Genomic DNA, 18,784 nt, shown 5'->3' with positions numbered 1-18,784 from the left:
GCCACTTGATGTATATATAGTTTACAGATAAACGAGATGAATTACAACCTTTTAGAATAAACCTACTGCTTTTCCATCTTCATTTACATCCATTTGTAGTGCTGCTGGCTGTTTTGGAAGGCCTGGCATTGTTAACATTGTTCCTGTTAACGCAACGATAAACCCTGCACCAATTGATGGTTTTAGCTCACGAATTGTAACGATAAAGTCAGATGGACGACCTAATTTTGTTGCATCGTCAGAAAGAGAGTATTGTGTTTTAGCCATACAAATTGGTAGGTTACTCCATCCTTCTCCTTCATATTGAGCTAATTGCTTACGTGCTTTCGGAGCAAACTCAATATCTTTTGCACCATACACTTTTTGAGCAATTGTACGAATTTTTTCTTCTAATGGTAATTCTAATTCATAAAGTGGTGCGTAGTTGTTCTCACCTTTTTCGATTTCTTTTAATACTTTTTCAGCAAGGTCAACTCCGCCTTGGCCACCCTTTTCCCAAACTTCCGTTAAGGATACTGCATAGCCACGCTCATTGCACCACTCTTGTAAGTATGCAACTTCTGCATCTGTATCTGTAATAAATTTATTAATTGCAATTACGAAAGGTACACCGAAGCTTTGAATTGTTTCAACATGCTTCTGTAAGTTTTCCATACCTTTTGCTAATGCGTCTACATTTTCTTCTTTTAATTGATCTTTTGCTACGCCGCCATGCATTTTAAGCGCACGAATAGTCGCAACAATAACAACTGCTTCTGGTTTAATGCCAGCTGCTCGAGCTTTAATATCTAAAAACTTCTCTGCACCTAAATCAGCACCGAATCCAGCTTCTGTAATAACATAATCACCTAATTTTGCTGCCATTGTTGTAGCGATAACACTGTTACAACCGTGAGCGATATTCGCAAATGGTCCGCCGTGAATGATAGCTGGTGTATTTTCTAACGTTTGTACTAAGTTTGGTTTTAATGCGTCTTTTAATAATAATGTTAACGCACCTTCTACACCTAAATCTTTAACCGTTACAGGTTGATTTGCAAAGTTATAAGCAACTACGATGCGAGATAGACGTGCTTTTAAATCTTGAATATCTGTTGCAAGGCAGAATACGGCCATAATTTCAGATGCCACTGTAATATCGAAACCATCTTCACGTGGTACACCTTGAACTGGTCCACCAAGACCAATTACTACGTTACGTAGGGCACGATCATTTAAGTCAACACAGCGTTTCCAAACTATTTTACGCGTATCAATCCCAAGTGTGTTTCCTTGTTGGATATGATTATCAATAAACGCCGCTAACGCGTTATTAGCAGTTGTGATCGCATGAATATCTCCAGTAAAGTGAAGGTTAATGTCTTCCATAGGTACAACCTGTGAAAAACCACCACCTGCTGCTCCACCTTTTAGCCCCATCGTTGGTCCAAGAGATGGTTCGCGAAGTGCAATTACTGTTTTCTTACCAATTTTATTAAAAGCTTGACCTAAACCAACTGTTACTGTTGATTTACCTTCTCCAGCTGGAGTTGGGTTAATCGCTGTTACTAAAACAACTTTACCGTCTTTCTCGTTCTGTAAGCGCTTAAAAATATCAAGAGATAACTTACCTTTATAATGTCCGTATGGCTCTAATTCATCTTCTAAAATATTTAATTCAGCTGCAATTTCTTGAATCTTCTTCATACTCGCTTCTTGTGCGATTTCAATGTCGGATTTAACTGTTGTAGTAGTTGTCATATACCCTAGTCCCCCTTTAATTGGTTCTGATGATATTGTATCAGTTTTTTGTATTTTCTGCACTTATTTACCTCCTAAAAATTCTTTCATTTCTTTATACGTTTTTTAACATAAATACCCATAAGAATGTTAACGATTGTTGTAACTCGATAGGTAGTTGACCTAGCATCTTCTCATTTACTCCGCGCTTATATACACCGATGCCATCTACAACTTCAAAACCTTGTTCTTTCGCTAACTGTTCAAATTCCCAAGGCATCATCGTATTACAAACAACGTCTTTGCCGTATAAACGAGGATAGCTGTTCTCTCGAGGTTTTGCTGTCGGTCCTAAAATTGCAATACATGCATACCCATCGCTTTTTAAAATGCGCTTTATCTCATTTAATGCTCGTAATGGTTCCTCGGTCCATTCTAAAGAATTAATTGCCATAATTGATTCAAATTGCTCATTTTCAAATGGTAAGGAAGAAAGATCCCCTTTTATAAAAGATAAATTCGGTCCTTCTCCGCGCTCCTTCCCTTTTTGAATCATCACTTCTGATAAGTCTACTCCAACTGCTTTGTAGCCCGCTCGACTTAATTTATATGTACCGTATCCATCCCCACAACCAACATCGAGCACCTGAGCTTCTTTCTTCACATACTGTTCAAAAAATGGAATAATTGTACTCCTACTCCCGCTATCCCACATCTCCTGACTATTTTGAGTCCAAAATTCTGCACTACTATCCCATTTTTTCTCTGCTGATTCATGCCAATTAAATTTCGTCATACATTCCCCCGCCTTCACGTTTTATCACTCATTTCATTCTACATCATTTTCCAAAATTCCTGTTTATCTTCACTAGGAGATGTACAAGCTAATAATGGAATCTTTATTCTCCAATTTTTGCTTTACTTGGGTTTAACTCATACTCATGTTCTTCTCTTTATGTAAGATACTATAGGTACACCCAATTGAAAGAGAGGGATGTACATGCGAAGAAAGAGAAATCATCATTTTAAAAGTGGTGAAAAAAACGAAGAGTATGCAGCTGAAATATCACCAACTGGCATACCAATTAGACATAAGCGTAAAGAAATTGCAAATGAAATAGAAGGTACAAATACCGGTGCAATGGTAGGCTATGTCGCTTTATTTCTTTCGCTTTTCTCAATTGCATTTTATCCGGTTACACTCGGCTCTCTTGCGATTTTAGTCGGCTTATTAGCTGTCAATTTCGGCGCAAGAACACTTGGATATACAGCAATTGGTTTTGGTAGTTTTTCTGTTTTATTTACTTTACTCTATCCGCTTGCTTTGTCAGCGTTTTAAAAAAAACACACCAAGTTATACTTGGTGTGTTCATTCGTGGTACAACATAATATGACCGCATCCACAGCAATGTTTCGCTGTAATTTCTTGAAACACTGGATAATTTTCTTCATCCCGATGCTCAATAAACACCTTTTCAAATCGATACATATTTTGTGCATATGCCCAATCTTGTTTCGTACGGGCATACAAAGTTGAGGAAAAAAACTCCTCACCACCGCAAACGATACATGTATTCTTCATTACTACCCCTCCTATGCTTGTCTTACTTCATCTATATGAACATAAGCATAAGAAAAAGACCTTCTATTACTAGAAAGTCTTCTCTGAAACAAAAAGAAATGTACCAAACATTCCTACTCCGCTATATTCTTTCGTAACACCAGCTTCTGTTTTAAATGTTTGCTTTACAGTCATAAAAAATACACCATTTCGTGCATCTGCACTTTCAAATTGTAATCTTTCTTTTTTACCATCTACATTTTGTGTGCATTCAAAACTACTCTCATTACATTTCAATGCATACTTATCTTCTAGATACAATTTAAAATCTGATTCTTTCGGACAAGTTATAAGTAATATCGCCACGAGAATAATACTTACAATACCCACAATTGTATAATATTTCTTCATTTGTACTCCTTTCAAATGACAAGAAAACTTGACTGCATGCGCCAAGTTTTCTTAGTCCACAACCCATTGCCACTCTTGTTCTTTCTTATCAAAAATGAGCCAACCTGTCTCTGGTGCTTCTTCTTTCAATTCGTCAATATTATCTAGTACCTCATCCGTACTTTCATACGAACCAACTACATATACCGGAATTTCAAGACCTCTTCTTGACTCAATTTTCCCTGCTAGATCAATATAAAGACCATCTTCCATTAATGGAAGAAGCCCCATGATCACTTCTTTCGAAATTGCTGGGAAAATTTTTGATTTTTGGAACAAAGAAAAACGTTTCTTACCGAAAGCACCGAGTTTATAAGGAATGACTTTACTTAACATTCCTACAAAGTCAGCAATTCTACGATAATACACTTTGTTGTACCATCCGTCATCATGTGAAAAATAAACAAATCTATTTTTCAATAGCGGAAAGAATGTTCTTGCAAGTGGTTCTTTTTTGTGAGCCAAATATAAAAGCTCTGCAATTTCTTTTGGCTCTAATTCATCTAAATCGCTTGCATCATCAAAATCTACCCAACAAAATTCATCAAATTCATCAATCTCTGCTTGAATTAGCTTATGTATATTTTCTTCCTCAACATATTCAAATAAAGTATGATAATGAAAATCTGTCCATTCAAAGTTATGCTTCAAAAGCAACACTTGATGAAGCGGTGAAGGGATGTTACTTGCAAACTCTTTAAACGTAATTCCTGATGTAATAAAACAATGACCCCGACGATTACCATTAATATATATCATATTCTTTACTTGGTCAGATCCTCCAGACAAAGCACCTAGCCACCTTCGTTTTATATGTTTCAATTCTATAGCATATTTTAACATGAAAAATTTTAGAAACATAGAAAAAAATTCAAAAACTATTTACAATTTCATGTGTTTTATTACATAGTGATTACAAGAAAAAACACCTGCTCGTGAGCAGGCGTTTTTAAAGGATTTCATCTGGGTTTTGAGGATGATGATTTCCCTCTTTCTTTTCATCTTTTTGGAACATCGATTGAATTTTATCAATTGTTTGTGGAGCTAACTCAATCATTTTTTCTGCTAAATGTGTCGCATTTTGTAGATGCAGAATATTTACTCCATCTTTATTCACTACAAGAAATGCTACTGGTGTAATAGAAACACCACCCGCGCTACCGCCACCAAATGCAGGGTTACCGTTCGCTCTTTGTCCATCATTCGTTTGGAAATCAGAACCTCCTGCTCCAAACCCGAACGCTACTTTAGAAACCGTTAACACTACACCACCGTCAGCCGTTTGAACAGGCTCTCCAACAATCGTATTTACATCGACCATTTCTTTTAAATTTTCCATTGCCGCTTTCATTAACCCTTGAATTGGATGATCCACCGTTCATAACCTCCTTTGTCATATCTTTCCTAGTTTTTCCGAAAGTTTGTGAACTAAACATAAAATTTTATATTGATTTCAAAAAACTTAAGTTGTAATATTTAGAAAAATAAAAAAAGAGGTCGATTCGTTATGATGCGAAAATTAACAAAGAAAGATCATGAACAAGTATTCGCTTACCTAAAAGAAGAAGCAGCCATTAACTTGTTTATTATTGGAGATGTTGAAGCTTTCGGTTATGACACAGATTTTCAAGAATTATGGGGCATATTTAAAGAGAATGGAACATTAAAATCAATTTTACTCCGCTTCCACGATTCATTTATCCCCTATAGTAAAGAAGACTTTGTTACCATTGATTATGAGACACTTCTTTCCGCATATAAGCCGCTTAAACTCTCTGGCAAGTCAACTATTGTAGAAAGATTTGAAACTGCTCCAAGTCTACAATTAGGCGCCAAAAATGAAATGTATTTTTGCGAATGTCTAAATGACAACAACTTACCTAGCACACCAATTTATGAAACAATTAAACTTGCCTCACTCGATGATATAGAACGAATTATGCAATTAAGAAGTGACATCGCTGAATTTCCGACTACTAATGAATCAGAGAAAATATTAAGGCAGGCTATCGAAACAAATACAGGACGCACATACTATATTGAAAAAGACGGTGCAATCATCGCATCCGCCTCTACTTCCGCTGAAAATTCATTATCCGCTATGGTTAAACAGGCGAGTTGAAGCTACCGAGGCAGGACAAGCCTCACAAGGTGTTGCTGAATGGTTATCTATGACAGAAACAATATTCTCACAAGAGACCACTTTCTAGGTTACTCACAAGTAGCCTATGGAGGTGGTCTTTTTGTGCGTACTCAAGGAGGAAACTAAATGGCACTACTTAGATTTATGATAAAGGATTACCTAGAGGATAAAGAACTCAGTGGGCTAGCTCCTAGGACAATACAGAGCTACGGAGATACACTCAATGAGTTTTCTCACTGGCTCACTACCGAGAAGGAAATCATTAACATCGAGGATATCACTCCACAGGTTATAAAGAGCTACCTCCTCTACTGTTCCAAAGAGAGAGGAAACGCCGTAGTTACTCGTAATGGTAAGCTCCAGCACTTGAAGACATTCTTTAGATACCTAGAGGATGAGGACATTATAGAGATCCGTAGCAATCCCACTAATAAAATTAAGCCTGCTAAGACGGACAAGACAATCAAGGTGTACTCCGACGAACAGATAAAGCAGATGCTTAGATACTACAGGAGAATGCGCTCTCGGGAAAACACGTTGTATAGCTACAGAGGTCATACCGTGATAGTCGTCCTCGCGGGTACAGGCATAAGACTAGGCGAGCTGGTATCAATGAGGTGGGACTCTGTAGATCTACTCAATAAGACTATCACTATCTTTGGGAAGAATCGTAAGAGCCTGTCTACTCCATTAACAGATAAGGTGGCTCGGGAGTTGTACGAGTGGAGATTATTCTGCGAGAAGTACTACATTAAGTTGCCTGCTCATGTGTTTAATGACCACAGAGGTAACCCACTCACAGTGAATGCTGTCAAGTTAATGTTCACCAGGCTGTCAGTTCGTATGGGATTCAAAACTACAGCTCACATGTTTAGACATACCTATGCGAGTAACTGCTTGAGAGCTGGAATGGACATATACACCTTGAGTAAGCTGATGCATCACTCCCAGATAAGGACTACTGAGGTTTACCTACATGCTTTCGGTAACTCGTTAGCTGAATCCAACGATAAGTATAACCCTCTCAATAGGTTCGACCTATAAGTAAACACAAAAAGAGCCCTGCTCTAGTTTGGCGGCCAGACAGGACTCTTTCACACAAAATAACTATGGAGTTATTTGCTTATATTGTACTCTCCTAAGGTACACTCTGCAAGTAGCTCCTATTAAGGAGATTATTTACTATGAAGGAACTACGAAAATACCAATCTTTTAATTCAATTACTGAGATGGACAATTCTATTAGTGAATACCTGTCTGTGTACAAACTTAAAGAGTCAGAACGCACAGTACTATGGAAGATTGCTTGTTACTCATGCAAATTCATAGGAGTCAGCTACCTCAAAGTAGACTCTTTAGCTGACCTCACAGGATACTCTAAACGCACTATACAGCGTGCTCTTAAGGGTTTATCTGAGTTAGGAATCATTACTCGTATCAACCAATTTAAGCCTGTTAAAGGCGGCTATAGCGCTTCAATAACAGTGATCAATCCCTATGAGAGTCACCTCGCTAAGTCACCTTGCGAGGAAGCTGTAGAGCCTACTCCTGAGTGTGCTGAGGAGCCTCCATCTCCTACAGATACAATTAATTACAAAACTAAAAGCTCTAAAGATAATACATACGTAGCCGAGTTAGGCATAGACCACTTAGTAGCTGCTGGTGTTCCTACTGAGTTCGCTAGCTCGGCTATCTCCTACTTTGATGCAACTAAGGTGTACAAGCTATGGAGTCGTGTTCAATTGGCTGCTCGAAAGTATGCACCCGATCTAGTTGATACTGTAGAGGTGGCCGTCTCAGGGTTACGAGCTAGTGTGCTTGCCAACAAGGTTAAACGTATACGTGATTTCAATGGTTATTTCTATGGAGTTCTGGCTCAGAAGTTATCTACTGCTCAGCGATCTCTTAAGTGTAAGCTTTTCAACTTCCTTCAGTAGCATTACTGTAGGTAATAATCCCTACCATCTGGTTGCTGTCCTATAGTGCTTTAACACAAGAGGTGGCTCTATTTAACTATGCCTGATTGATTACTAGGGTGGCATTTCATCTGGTTCCTGTACGATTATCCAATTTAGGATAGTCCTCGGTGGGTTGTACCTGTAGAGCTGGCAACCGATTAGGTATATGCTCGATTGAATACCATATGATGTAAAAATAACAGCTCCATTTTTGAGTCACTCCATAAAACGAAACTCCAGATTTCCCTGTATGGAATTTTATCAGTCATCTTATTATGTTTGTACCTAAGTAGGTTATACCATGTGTACTGAGCTTGTACACACTCTAGAGAGCCCCCACTTATTTAGGCTGTCTCAGTTAATCAAAGGAGGAATACAAATGATTAAACGCATTGGTTCCCTGCTCATTATTGTTGGCCTTCTTAGCGCTTGCTCCCCTACTTTAATCAGCGAGGAGGAATATAACGCCATCCAAGTAGGAATGACTCAAGAGGAAGTAGCTGACATAGTTGGTGGTAAAGGTAAAGTCGAGGATGGAGCTATCGAGGATACAACTATTGTTAATTATGATGGAGAAGGAGATATTCAGTTTGCTGTATTGTTATTTGATAAAGGTAAACTGTGGGGTAAAGAAAGGGATTAAAAAAAGTTCCAGAAAAGTATTGACGGTTCTAGAACTTTTAATTAATATGTAATTAAGCCACTTAGGAAACGAGGTGAGCAAGACTATTGGAAAGTAAGCAACAAAAGTTTTATGGTAAAGTCAAAGACTTCTATGAGCTGGAATCCATCGAGGATGCTAAGAGGTTTTATACAGCTTTTAATCAACTCAACAAGATCAACACTGTAGATAAAGCTAATAAGATCGATAAAATGTTAACTCGTATGTACGCTGGTAAGAAGCTAACTGACTAACCTAAAACTACACAAAACAAAATAGCCCTACTCGGTAGTTATACTTTGGCGAGTATACCGAACAAGGCTACGCAATTCAGTCGAACCTATAAGGCTCTTTGCTCCCTATAGTATCACGAGCAGGAATAGCTGTAAAGGTTCGACTTCACAGGAGGCGAATAAGTTGAAACTTAAAGACTGGGTTAAGTCAACCTTGGTAGCTGGCGGCAGCATAGGCTTTCTTTACGCAGCTGGTTACATCGTTTCACTCATGATTGTACACCTGTAAGTATTACCTATCTCGTGTAAACAAATAAAAACTAAAGGGAGAGATTTTTTATGACAACAAATACTATTCAACCAACTAATTTAGATATCGCTATGGAGGAGATCGACACTTTAGTGTCCAACTTCCAAGACTCACTATCTCGTATCACTAATAAAGCTTGCAAAGTAGATACATTCCAACTAGGCCTTACGTATGTAGTTATCTTACGAGCTGGCAAAATCTCTAAAACTCTTAGTTTTAATTTAAACGAAATAACTGAGGAGGAATGTCAATGAAAAAGCGAGTAGTTGTTTTCCTGTCCAGCATTATCCTGCTGAGTGCCTGCAACAGTTCTACGATCTCCGAAGAAGAATACAACTCCCTAGAGGAAGGGATGACACTCTCAGAGGTTGCAGACCTTGTAGGAGGAAAAGGAGAACGTACCAGCTCTAACGGCTACATAGACGTAACCTACGATGGTGACGGAGAGGAAACTGGGGAAATTGACTTTGCAGTAATGATATTCGAGAAGGGTAAACTACTGGGTTGGGATCGAGAAGATAATAACTAAGGGGAAGAAACGAAATTCTCTAGGACACTCCCCTTCGAGCTGGCTCTCATTGAGTCGGCTCTTTTGTTTTCTTCCTCATTGATATCATTACGGTAATTGAAATTATAATTTATGCACTCGTTCGAACCAATCAGATAACTCTTGAACTTGCTGTTTTTCTAACACAAACCCCTTAGCCATCCCCTATGGACATAAAAAATGAGACAACCTAAAGCGGCTATCTCATAAGTATTCCTATTGTGAATAACATCGGGAGCAATAACGCTAAACTCTGTAGGCCAAACCATATAGAGCCAGCTAACACCATATACGTTAGAGCTATAAACAAGTATAATCTCCACCTGTGGGATCGACTCTCCAGGTCTAATTTACTTAGGCTTGATTTTTTCTGTGGTACACTCATTAATCTTACCTTCCTTTTTGTGTCTGTTTGTAACCCTTTAGGTGACCTATGAGAGCGCCACCTCTGTATTACAGTACTACATCAATTACAGCATAGAAATTACCGAAGCAACCTATCAAGACTTTCTTTCCTTTGTTCTCATAACCCTCGAAGGCGTATCTCTTTAGAGTCTCCCTAGCGTTATGAGTTAGCTTGATATTGACCATCGTAGGGACACCACCGAATGGATCTAAGTCCACTCGGATATCTGTCTCACTGTAGTCTGCGGGGATTTCTTCTGCTGTAGTTGCTACCATGATATTATTGTTTGTGTTAGCTCCCTGTACCTTGGTAGTTAATGCCTGTATAAACATAAGTTCATCTTGTTTCTGACTCATATGTTAATCACCTTCCTAGCACTGTGACTCATTTGTCCACCGTTAGACAAATCCATAGACCATGCCGTCTCAGTGTATACATCGTCTACAGCTAAGTTTTTGTACTTAAGCTTCATTGCGTTCATGTGTGTATGAGCTGGCATCAGTGCAGTCCTAAATTCTATCTTTCCATAAGCCTGACTAGCCTCAATAGCTACCCTTGCACAGTACTGATCCAAGTTACCTTGGTCGTCTATATTATCTACCTCTCTGTAGTCTACGATGTAGCGCCCTACGTTAGGAATGCTTGTTAGGCTACCTTCATTAGTATTGAAGAATCTAGAGTAGTATCGAATCCCATCAAAGTCCGCTTGTTGGGTACACACAAACACGTTAGGCGCGTCATAGATGTCATACTCTTCCTCGGCTTCTAAGTACATAACCGACATAGCATCATCCTCATAGGTCTTCGTAACAGGACGCTCGTTAGGCTTTACATAAGGGAGACAATTAATGACTCCGTTCTCGTCGGCAAATAACGCCTGGTAACCTATGCAGCTAGCTAAGTCGTTTAACACCTTGAGCCAACTCTCTCCTGCTTGATATATACGAGGCTTTCCTGTAGAGGATTTAGGGCTTAGGGGAACATTGACCTTACTCACGGGGAATGAGTAGCCAAACTTAACAGGGACTTGAGTGTCTGCTCCTGTGAGGATGTCTCGAATGACCTTACTCCAACCGTTAGTCACATCAGGTGCAATCGAGAAAGGATAAATTACTTTGGCTTCATCTAGGATACTCAGGAGATCGTAACCCTGTACGTCTCTGTAGACACGGCTACCTTTGTCCGCTCTCTTAGGACTATTCATCATGAACACTCCTAGAGGAGCTTCCTGCCAGGTGCCACCTTGGTTCCATCTCAAGTAAGGCTTAATTCTATTTGTACGATAATCAATTGTATCTTTTAGAGGAGGCTTCCCTTGTTCATCATAGGCTACCTCTATCTTAAGACTTGTCACACGAGCTTTGCTATCTCCTTGGCTGTACCTATTGTAGTGCCAGTTAGCTTCTATGAAGACGTTGCTTGCAGGTGTTCCTGCTGGGATGCCTGCTATAGTTTGACCACTTGTGTAGCTATTCCAAGCAGACCATGTGCCACTAGTCCCAATCTTCGTTCTCAGGTAGACCATGCTAAATGGAACGTAACACCCTGAGTCAGGGTTGTACTGCGCTATCGAGTTATCAAAATAAACCTTAGCAGTCTTGATTTTAGGGAAGACTCCGTTAGTCTGCTTCGTGTTATCTATATCGAATGTAGGCGAGTAGGCATTAAACTTGTAAGTAAAACCTGCTGTGCCGTAATCTCTCATATAGACACTGTCAATCCACATCTCATAAGGTGCTCCTCCGTCTTCATACCCTACTGCGAACCTAACAGCAGGCGCACTAGGGAATCCACTAGGCATTGTCCAGCTCCCTATCCAAAGTCTCCATCCACCTCCTAAGTCTTCGCTTGTGTGGTTAGTTGTTTCTACCTTCCCGAACCAACTATCCATAGAGCCAGCGTTACTAGGTACAAACCAAACCTTAGGAGTATGAGTCTGCCAAGCATCTAGTCGTTTCATACGAGTTATAAAAGAGTAATAATAAGTTCGCCCTACCACACGAGATAGCAGTCTGTCAGAGATGATGCCAAAGAACTTAAAAGTTTGATCTCCCTTGTAAATCCGTTGAGCATTACCTACTACACCTACCTCATTAGGGTCGTACGTTCGATTGAGTAAGTCAACGTGAGTAAATGTAGACCATCCCTCTCGGGTCTGATTCCCTATAACTTCTCCTTCCATCTCAGCGTTCCAACCTACGTAAGGAATTTCTTTTTCAGGCATTAACTGTCCACCACTTAGGATAACTCCTCGGTCATACGCCCAGTCCTTGTAAGGAAAATCTAACTGGGTGAACGTCTTCCCTGTAGTGATTGTCGTGAAGTTGTCCGCTACAGTGTTTTCTCTAAAGCGAAAGTCTGCTGTGCGGTGTATGTTGGCAAATGCTGAGTAGGAGATGTTTGCTGACTCTACATTGTCTAAGTTGCGAATAACATTGTAGTCTTTGTCTAGGAGTTCGTACCTAAAGTTAGTCTCACGGTAACCATTCTTAAAGTTTAAATCTGATATAGTGTTAACCCCCGAGTTAGTTGATGGTTTCTCAGCCATTGTGTTCGCCTCCCTCTAGTATCTTTAGTTCTTTGTTGGCTTCATAATATTTACGTGGCACCCTACAGGTCTTAACTCCTAGTACCTCCACATCGTCTACGTCTACCAGTGCCTCTGCGAGTTGCTGTCTCACTATTTTCTTAAACTTAGTTTGTACTAGAATAGGGTTACCATCCATAGGGAAGCACTGTTGAGTCATAAACTCTTGGTCATCCTCTATGTATCTTACATTTGCTTGGTAGTAGTTCATATTAGTAACCTGCCTTTCTCATGTTAAGATCTCGTTTACCACTAGGAGATAGTGCCTGTCTCTTGTATTCTATTTCGCTTACCTGAGTAGGCTCGGCACTAATGAACTGTGCATGTGTTACTTCGAATGCTTTTAAGTATGCCTTAGCGATTACCTGTGAGTAAATCTTCATAGCCTCGTTTATATCGGCAGGTGTCTCCATAAAGTGTTCTACCTCATAAGCCTCACCATGTTGGATATATCTAACTGTCACCTTAAAGTAATTGTTCATTAGTCATCTCTCCTTGTGATTTAATAACTAAGGAGCCGAAGCTCCCTAGAATTGTCTTACTGATTGGTTCATACTGCGGAAGTTGAACCCGTTTGAGTAGCCTGTCTCTGTAGTTGTCTGTCTCACAGTCTGATTAATCTGCGCTTGTAACTCTGAGCCGTCTACATCGACCGTACCTTTAATAGTGTGTTGATGGTTAACCGTCACTGTTGTGCGTCCTCCTGAGAAAGCCTCTAAACCTGTGCCAACTAGCGCTACGTCGGCTTGGTTAGCAACACCATCGAAAGCTCTACCCATCGATCTCTCCATTGAACTAACTTGAGTCAATGCAGCTTCATACCAAGTTGGGAAGAATGCCTTACCTGACTTGTCTAGGTCACTAAGTGGTCCCTTCTTAGCAGGTGAGAACGGTAAGTAAGAACGTACTCTACTCATACCTTCAGAGACAGCCGATACAGCTTTCCCAAAGCCTGACTTTATGCCATCAACAAACTCACTCAGTAGTCCTTTACCTGAGTTGTAGAACGACTTAGCGAAGACTTTAACCTGCTTGACCATGTTCTCTCCGCCTTTAAACACAGAGTCCACAGCCTTATTGAATCCTTCTACCACAGCATTCTTGAAACCACTGAGCATATCCTTACCGGCACTAGCCATTGAGCTGACCTTGTCTTTAGCAGCTTGAACCATATCAGAGAACTTCTGACGAGCATCACTAACCATACCTTGGAGACGATTAACTGCATCGTTCTTAAGCTCGTTGTATTTGTTCACTACAGAAGTCTTCATCTCGTTAATCTTGTTAGTTGCATCCGACTTGATTTGCTCCCACTTAGTACGAACATCGTTAACTAAGTTGAGTACCTTCTGTACCGCCTCACGTTTTAAATTCTCATAAGCAGCGACAGCTTTTACTTTCATCTCTTCAGCTTTGTTCTTAACAGTATCGACCATGTCATTCCACTTCTGTTTAGTATCATTCCACCAATCCTTAACTGATTGAATCATACCGTTGTAGGCATCTGTTACAGCTTTCTTTCCTTCCTCATATTTCTTCTTCATAGTGTCCCACATCTTTTTACACCAAGCTGTGATCTCGTCCCAGTTCTTATACAGGAGTACACCTACTGCGATAAGCGCCACTATAGCCGCTACTACCCAAGTGATCGGGTTAGCCCACAATGTAGCGTTAAAGAGTAACATAGCCCCACGAGCTAGCATCATTACCCCTTGAGTTATCTTAAGTACACTATTGATTGCTTTAAAGGCTGTGACTACCGAGCCAATAATTCCTACTAGAGATACAATACCCATGATAGCTTGGAAGGCAGCCCAAGCGCCTACTATGATAGGTACCAGCGTACTAGCGTTGTCTATTAGGAATTGCACAGCCGTACTCACAACATTAAGTGCCGTATCAAGAGCACCCGACTCCTCAGCCCACTTAAGGAATTTCGTACCTAGTTCAAATACTTGTACCCCTAAAGGAGCTAGCGCCATCATGATCTTCCATAATGTCTGTATTAGCTGCCCTATGAAGCCCATGACAACCGGCGTACTCGTTTGAACCATTGATACAAAGTCTTGGAATGCCTTGTTCGACTGTAATCCCGCTGCCCAGTTAGCGAACTTCTGAGTCAGGTCTACCATGCCTGCACCTAATTGCATCCCTAGAGGAGTGAATGCTATCATGATGTCTCCAAAGCCTTTAAGGATGTTCCCTGCTGACTTCATTACCATTTCAAACATAGGCACTGCGAAAGTGTTCATATGCTCGAAGAACTTATCAGCCTTACCCTGAGTGATCCCATCATTCATCTTCTTAATCATCCCCGCGAATGATTCTCCGACTCCTTGGAAAGAAGGGAACAACTTAGTCATTGTCAATCTGAGGAAGTCTGTAGACTCAGCTACGAGTTTTAACGTGGTAGGAGCCATTTTGTTCTCCATCTCCCGCCAGGCATCACTCAATTGATTTATTGCTATGACGGCTTTCTTCTCCTCAGCAGTTAAACTCTCCATGATAGCCTGCACGAGAGCCATCTGTTTGGCGTAACCCTTGGTGTCTCCTGCTATTAAGGCTGCATTCGCTTTGAGCTGGGCTTCTTCGAGATCGTTAGCTGTCTCTATAGTCTTACTTATCGTTGTAAATGCGAGAGCACCAAACCCTGCAGCGGCTATCCCAGCTGTCCCAAATAAGGAGACTACTGCTCCGAGTCCACCTATCAGGGGAACTAAAGCTCCTGAGCCTACTACTCCGATCGTACCTATGATAGCCGCCATCTTATTAGCTTCTACTGCTGTGCTTCTAAACTTATTGCTAGCTCTATCTTGAGCCTGTATGATTATGTCTATTACCGACGCCACTTAAGTTTCACCTTCCTTTATGTGAGAACGACAAATAAGCCCACCTGCAAAATAGGCAAGTCAGCGTCCTCATTAGTTCTTATTTACCGTCCATTCCATCAAACAAGGCATTCCAAGAAACCTTAGTTTCATTACTTGCGTTGTCGCGACTCTTACGGAACTTACAAGACATACCTAAGTCGTCTAGTAATCTAATCATACGAGACTCAAAGTCTGCCATACTAACTCGTTCATTAACCGCATAGTCCATTGATTGTCCATTCTTGCGCCAACTCTTCAATGTATTGATTAGAGCTAGGTCAATCTTCGAGATATCTAACGGATCTAAGTCCTCGTAGTTATCTTTGTACCACTGCATAGTATCGCTATACCAGCCCTTCTCTTCCTCTGTGAGTGTCGCTAAGAAGTCCTTCTGATATAGGCCATGAATAGGCTGTCTTCCTTTAGCTAAGTTTTCTTTCATCTTCTTCTTTCCCTCCTCTGTAGTTGCTCCTGTACTTTCGCTTCCGTGGTATCTGCATCGTAGGTTCTTCTCATTAGACGGCTTATTAACACAGACTGTATTGTTACCTTTGATAGCTCCACAGATACTATCCTCGGCTTTTAGTTTCTTCTTGATAGTTACCATCTCATCAGAGTCCTTTGTGAGTTCACCACTGAGCAGGCGATCTCTCACATCGTTTATGCACTCCCTGAGTCCGTCCGGTAGTTTCTTTGGTCTAGTCATATTATCGCTTCCTCTGTCCTAGCCCTAAGCCGGCTACGTATTTGTCGTAGTACTCTTTATCTTCCTTGCTCATCTCGATAGGACGTTCCTTCTTGCCAATGCTGATTAGATACTCATCGTATTCCTTTCGGAACTTCGCTTCCTCATTAGCCTTCTTCTGTTCAGCGAATGCTTGTCGCTCTCTCGTTAGTTGCTCGTTCATGTTGTCTAACTTCTCAGAGAACGCCTTGAATTTACGTTCCATTCTCAACTGTGCCATTCTGATATGTGTCTCGTTCATGTTAGTTTCCTCCTCCATTGTTTAATTTGTATAGGAAAGCCACCTTCTGAGTTACGGCTGTTACATTCGTCTTGTTAACTTTCTAGTGGAGACGATTTACCGAGTTAGCTTCCTCCACCTGTGTAGTCTGGTTTCAGCGGTCACCAACTCAGTACCCACCTCTAGGGTAATGCTATATAAGACCTATCCAACTTATAGGTTAGACAGGTTTCTTAACGATTGTTCTGTTAGTTTAATGTCGTGCTTCTCGAAGACTGCTTTGATAGCCTCTCCTATCTCTTTTCGAATCTCAGCAGTTTGTAAGTTAGCTAATGACTCGTCCTCATTGTTCATACCTACGATGAACTTCCAGTCATCCGAGCTAGACTCCAGTGAGTCCGTATGTCCAACCCCGTAAGCCACTCCTAAGTCGATACCATTCTGGTTGTGCTCAGCGTATAACCCACGAGCATCTCCTTGTTCGATACCAAACGCTCGGTTGAAGAAGTGACCTACAGCCATATCTCGTCTATTCTTTACGTTAGCCTTACGAGCCAATTCACCACGAGAACGGTATAGCTCTTTAACTGCTTCTTGCTTCTTAGAACTAACCTCTGCCAGTTTAACCTGAGTAGACTCAATCTCTTTAGCTAACCCTTCTAGTTTGCTGTTAGCTTTCTTCTGTTGAGCTAGGGCTTGTTTGTCTGTCTCATCAATCACTAAAGAAGCCTCGATAATATTCAACGCAGCCGATACTTTAGAATGACTTGATTGTGCGTTGCTTAGTTGTACTTGTAAGTCCGACTCATTAGCCTGTAACTTGTCGATTTCCTTTGTAGCTGCTTCCTCAGTTTTAACCTTTGTGTTCATTGCGAATAATCCTCTTAGTGTGTTCATCATCATTAACCACTCTCCTAGTTTTGTTTTAGTTTGGCGTCCTCATAAGGGACATGATTGTCAAATGAAACCTTTTGTGTTACTGTATATATGGGACAGTCTAGGATTGTTCTCTCAATTTCCCTAAGCCGTCCATCTCTCTTAGTGCTTCTGCTGTGCGATCTAATAGTGTTTCCACTACGTAAGTCGTAATGTGTGTCTCGTTGATGCCATCCTTGATAGTCACTACTCCTGAGATATCAGTACATCCATCCTCAAAAGTCATCTTCTCTTCGAACTTGATTGCCTTCTTGGGCTTCTTCTTGTTAGCCATATTAACTCCGATAAAATAACTGTTAGCATGTACTCCGCGTTTGATTGAGATATAACCCTTCTGAGCCAGCTCCTCAATGTGGTACTTAACAGTTCTAAGCGAATAGCCTGTTTGTTGAGCTATACAGTCATAAGTCATTTCTCCTCCTAGTGTAGCTACTAAGCGTACCGCCTCGAAAGTTGCTCTCACTTTGTCCTTGATAGTTACATCCTTGAATAGTTCTTCCGTCTCAGCTAATTCTTCCTTAGACATCTTCTCATCGTCTGTAGGGCTTCCTGTCTCTGCTAAGAACTCATTGTATTGCTCCTCAGTAGACAATCCCTTGTATCCTTTCTGAGAGCGCCAATCTAAGTAGCCCTGCCATTGTTTATCCATTTATATCGCCTCCTCGTATTTGTCTTTGTAGTGCTTGTACATCTCCTCGTTTACTTCCTCACAGTCAATGCTGATTAGGTGAGTGATGTCTGTGTTGTAAACCTGTCTGTATGTCTTTTCGATTAACTTAGCGTGCTTCTCTTGTTTGCCGTCTCCACACTTGGCTACATGGTAACCTTTGAGTATGACTCTTGTGTTAGCGAACTTCCAACGGATCTGATAAACCAAGTAGGCGTTTCTCATTTAGCCACCTCCATTGTTCTGTTCATTCTCTCTAGGTGATACTTAAGTTGTAAGTCTCTCAGGCTGCTCTCGTGGTTCATCCTAATTCTGTCCATCTCTAATTGGTGCTGTCTGTCTTGCATCTCGATTTTAACCTTGAATGATTTTCTCATTAGTCATCCTCTCCTTGGTTTGGTTGGTTAGTTGGCTTCCTCTGTGTTACTTCTTCATTACTCGAATGATTCTCTCTGGATCTTCAATCTTTAGTGCCGTAGCTATTGCGCTTATCGTCTCAAGTGTTCCTGACCCTGTAGCCTTAACCCGAGAGAGCGTTGCTCTTGTGACTCCCGACTCTTCAGATAACCGAGTCAGTGTCTTATCGTGTTGCTTACATAGGCTTTCTAAGTCGATGTAAAACATGATTGTCATATCGTTTCCTCCTCTTCCGTTTATCTATATAGGTGAGTCAAATTGTTTAAACAGTTATGCACACTCCCCAAAGAGGAAGCCGACTCGGTAACCAGCCAAGCCGACTCTATGGTATCACCGGAGAGTGACAATGAATTA

At 40.7% G+C, this 18,784-nt stretch carries 23 protein-coding genes and 2 pseudogenes; 8 read left to right on the top strand and 17 right to left on the bottom strand.

Translation table 11 applies throughout. From position 1 onward, the window contains the following. Positions 1–51 precede the first annotated feature (51 nt). Together DN392_RS18500 and DN392_RS18495 are read right to left on the bottom strand one after the other, a co-directional pair. Positions 52–1,740, bottom strand: a complete 1,689-nt coding sequence (locus DN392_RS18500) for a formate--tetrahydrofolate ligase (protein ID WP_012644371.1) — start codon at positions 1,738–1,740, stop codon at positions 52–54. Between the two features lie 94 nt (positions 1,741–1,834). Then, positions 1,835–2,515, bottom strand: coding sequence for a class I SAM-dependent methyltransferase (locus DN392_RS18495; protein ID WP_000160052.1), 681 nt, complete (start codon positions 2,513–2,515; stop codon positions 1,835–1,837). 204 nt (positions 2,516–2,719) lie between these two features. Here DN392_RS18495 and DN392_RS18490 point away from each other — a divergent pair, with 204 nt between their 5' ends. Next, on the top strand, positions 2,720–3,058 hold the full coding sequence (locus DN392_RS18490) for a hypothetical protein (RefSeq protein ID WP_001253209.1): 339 nt from the start codon (positions 2,720–2,722) through the stop codon (positions 3,056–3,058). 30 nt (positions 3,059–3,088) lie between these two features. On the opposite strand, the gene DN392_RS18485 is transcribed toward DN392_RS18490, so the two are convergent. The 4 genes from DN392_RS18485 to ytfJ form a co-directional block, all read right to left on the bottom strand. After that, positions 3,089–3,301: a hypothetical protein gene (locus tag DN392_RS18485; RefSeq protein WP_000798748.1), complete on the bottom strand. Its 213-nt coding sequence runs from the start codon at positions 3,299–3,301 to the stop codon at positions 3,089–3,091. Between the two features lie 69 nt (positions 3,302–3,370). Further along, on the bottom strand, positions 3,371–3,691 hold the full coding sequence (locus DN392_RS18480) for a hypothetical protein (RefSeq protein ID WP_000761183.1): 321 nt from the start codon (positions 3,689–3,691) through the stop codon (positions 3,371–3,373). 51 nt (positions 3,692–3,742) lie between these two features. Continuing rightward, positions 3,743–4,519 (bottom strand): oxalate:formate antiporter, encoded by a 777-nt coding sequence (locus DN392_RS18475; protein WP_071742734.1) that lies wholly within the window; start codon positions 4,517–4,519, stop codon positions 3,743–3,745. A 160-nt stretch (positions 4,520–4,679) separates the two neighbouring features. After that, complete coding sequence (gene ytfJ / locus DN392_RS18470) at positions 4,680–5,105, bottom strand: GerW family sporulation protein (RefSeq protein WP_000349987.1); 426 nt, start codon at positions 5,103–5,105, stop codon at positions 4,680–4,682. A 132-nt stretch (positions 5,106–5,237) separates the two neighbouring features. On the opposite strand from ytfJ, the pseudogene DN392_RS18465 reads away from it, so the two are divergent. From DN392_RS18465 to DN392_RS18435, 7 genes and pseudogenes are all read left to right on the top strand, one after another. Further along, a pseudogene (locus DN392_RS18465) lies at positions 5,238–5,837 on the top strand (GNAT family N-acetyltransferase); the annotation flags it as partial. A gap of 162 nt (positions 5,838–5,999) precedes the next feature. Beyond that, positions 6,000–6,917 carry a tyrosine-type recombinase/integrase gene (locus DN392_RS18460; protein ID WP_098063806.1) on the top strand — a complete coding sequence of 306 codons (918 nt, stop codon included), beginning with the start codon at positions 6,000–6,002 and terminating at the stop codon, positions 6,915–6,917. A 140-nt stretch (positions 6,918–7,057) separates the two neighbouring features. Further along, positions 7,058–7,810 (top strand): helix-turn-helix domain-containing protein, encoded by a 753-nt coding sequence (locus tag DN392_RS18455; protein WP_149238094.1) that lies wholly within the window; start codon positions 7,058–7,060, stop codon positions 7,808–7,810. A gap of 400 nt (positions 7,811–8,210) precedes the next feature. Further along, on the top strand, positions 8,211–8,474 hold the full coding sequence (locus DN392_RS18450; protein ID WP_149238093.1) for a hypothetical protein: 264 nt from the start codon (positions 8,211–8,213) through the stop codon (positions 8,472–8,474). Positions 8,475–8,560: 86 nt separating this feature from the next. Continuing rightward, complete coding sequence (locus DN392_RS18445; protein ID WP_000444252.1) at positions 8,561–8,746, top strand: hypothetical protein; 186 nt, start codon at positions 8,561–8,563, stop codon at positions 8,744–8,746. A gap of 318 nt (positions 8,747–9,064) precedes the next feature. After that, on the top strand, positions 9,065–9,289 hold the full coding sequence (locus DN392_RS31275; protein ID WP_000210742.1) for a hypothetical protein: 225 nt from the start codon (positions 9,065–9,067) through the stop codon (positions 9,287–9,289). After that, positions 9,286–9,564 (top strand): hypothetical protein, encoded by a 279-nt coding sequence (locus tag DN392_RS18435; protein ID WP_149238092.1) that lies wholly within the window; start codon positions 9,286–9,288, stop codon positions 9,562–9,564. Before DN392_RS31275 ends, DN392_RS18435 begins: the two co-directional genes overlap by 4 nt. A 471-nt stretch (positions 9,565–10,035) precedes the next feature. Here DN392_RS18435 and DN392_RS18430 read toward each other — a convergent pair whose 3' ends face one another. From DN392_RS18430 to DN392_RS18385, 11 genes and pseudogenes are all read right to left on the bottom strand, one after another. After that, complete coding sequence (locus tag DN392_RS18430) at positions 10,036–10,344, bottom strand: hypothetical protein (protein ID WP_149238091.1); 309 nt, start codon at positions 10,342–10,344, stop codon at positions 10,036–10,038. Next, positions 10,341–12,536 carry a hypothetical protein gene (locus DN392_RS18425; protein ID WP_149238090.1) on the bottom strand — a complete coding sequence of 732 codons (2,196 nt, stop codon included), beginning with the start codon at positions 12,534–12,536 and terminating at the stop codon, positions 10,341–10,343. Before DN392_RS18425 ends, DN392_RS18430 begins: the two co-directional genes overlap by 4 nt. A 251-nt stretch (positions 12,537–12,787) precedes the next feature. After that, entirely contained in the window at positions 12,788–13,057 is a 270-nt protein-coding gene (locus tag DN392_RS18420) for a hypothetical protein (protein WP_080609427.1), read from the bottom strand. A gap of 45 nt (positions 13,058–13,102) precedes the next feature. Continuing rightward, entirely contained in the window at positions 13,103–15,424 is a 2,322-nt protein-coding gene (locus DN392_RS18415; protein WP_149238089.1) for a hypothetical protein, read from the bottom strand. Between the two features lie 79 nt (positions 15,425–15,503). After that, positions 15,504–15,782 (bottom strand): hypothetical protein, encoded by a 279-nt coding sequence (locus DN392_RS30900; protein ID WP_255448025.1) that lies wholly within the window; start codon positions 15,780–15,782, stop codon positions 15,504–15,506. A 123-nt stretch (positions 15,783–15,905) separates the two neighbouring features. Next, positions 15,906–16,052: pseudogene (locus DN392_RS31095) on the bottom strand (HGGxSTG domain-containing protein); the annotation flags it as partial. A 100-nt stretch (positions 16,053–16,152) separates the two neighbouring features. Further along, the gene (locus DN392_RS18405) at positions 16,153–16,431 is read right to left on the bottom strand and encodes a hypothetical protein (protein ID WP_149238087.1); all 279 of its coding nucleotides are present in this window, start codon (positions 16,429–16,431) and stop codon (positions 16,153–16,155) included. A 192-nt stretch (positions 16,432–16,623) separates the two neighbouring features. Next, on the bottom strand, positions 16,624–17,313 hold the full coding sequence (locus DN392_RS18400) for a hypothetical protein (RefSeq protein WP_255448023.1): 690 nt from the start codon (positions 17,311–17,313) through the stop codon (positions 16,624–16,626). Positions 17,314–17,407: 94 nt separating this feature from the next. Beyond that, a complete protein-coding gene (locus DN392_RS18395) occupies positions 17,408–17,995 on the bottom strand; it encodes an ArsR/SmtB family transcription factor (RefSeq protein WP_149238086.1) in 588 nt (195 codons plus the stop codon). Continuing rightward, complete coding sequence (locus DN392_RS18390; RefSeq protein WP_149238085.1) at positions 17,996–18,238, bottom strand: hypothetical protein; 243 nt, start codon at positions 18,236–18,238, stop codon at positions 17,996–17,998. It lies immediately after the preceding gene. Between the two features lie 198 nt (positions 18,239–18,436). Beyond that, complete coding sequence (locus tag DN392_RS18385; RefSeq protein ID WP_087950116.1) at positions 18,437–18,646, bottom strand: helix-turn-helix domain-containing protein; 210 nt, start codon at positions 18,644–18,646, stop codon at positions 18,437–18,439. Positions 18,647–18,784 lie beyond the last annotated feature (138 nt).

The organism is Bacillus sp. BB51/4, from assembly GCF_008368845.1.
GTDB lineage: Bacteria > Bacillota > Bacilli > Bacillales > Bacillaceae_G > Bacillus_A > Bacillus_A wiedmannii.
The sequence above is the reverse complement of the archived record's forward strand: the minus strand, read 5'-3'. Positions and strand labels throughout refer to the sequence as shown.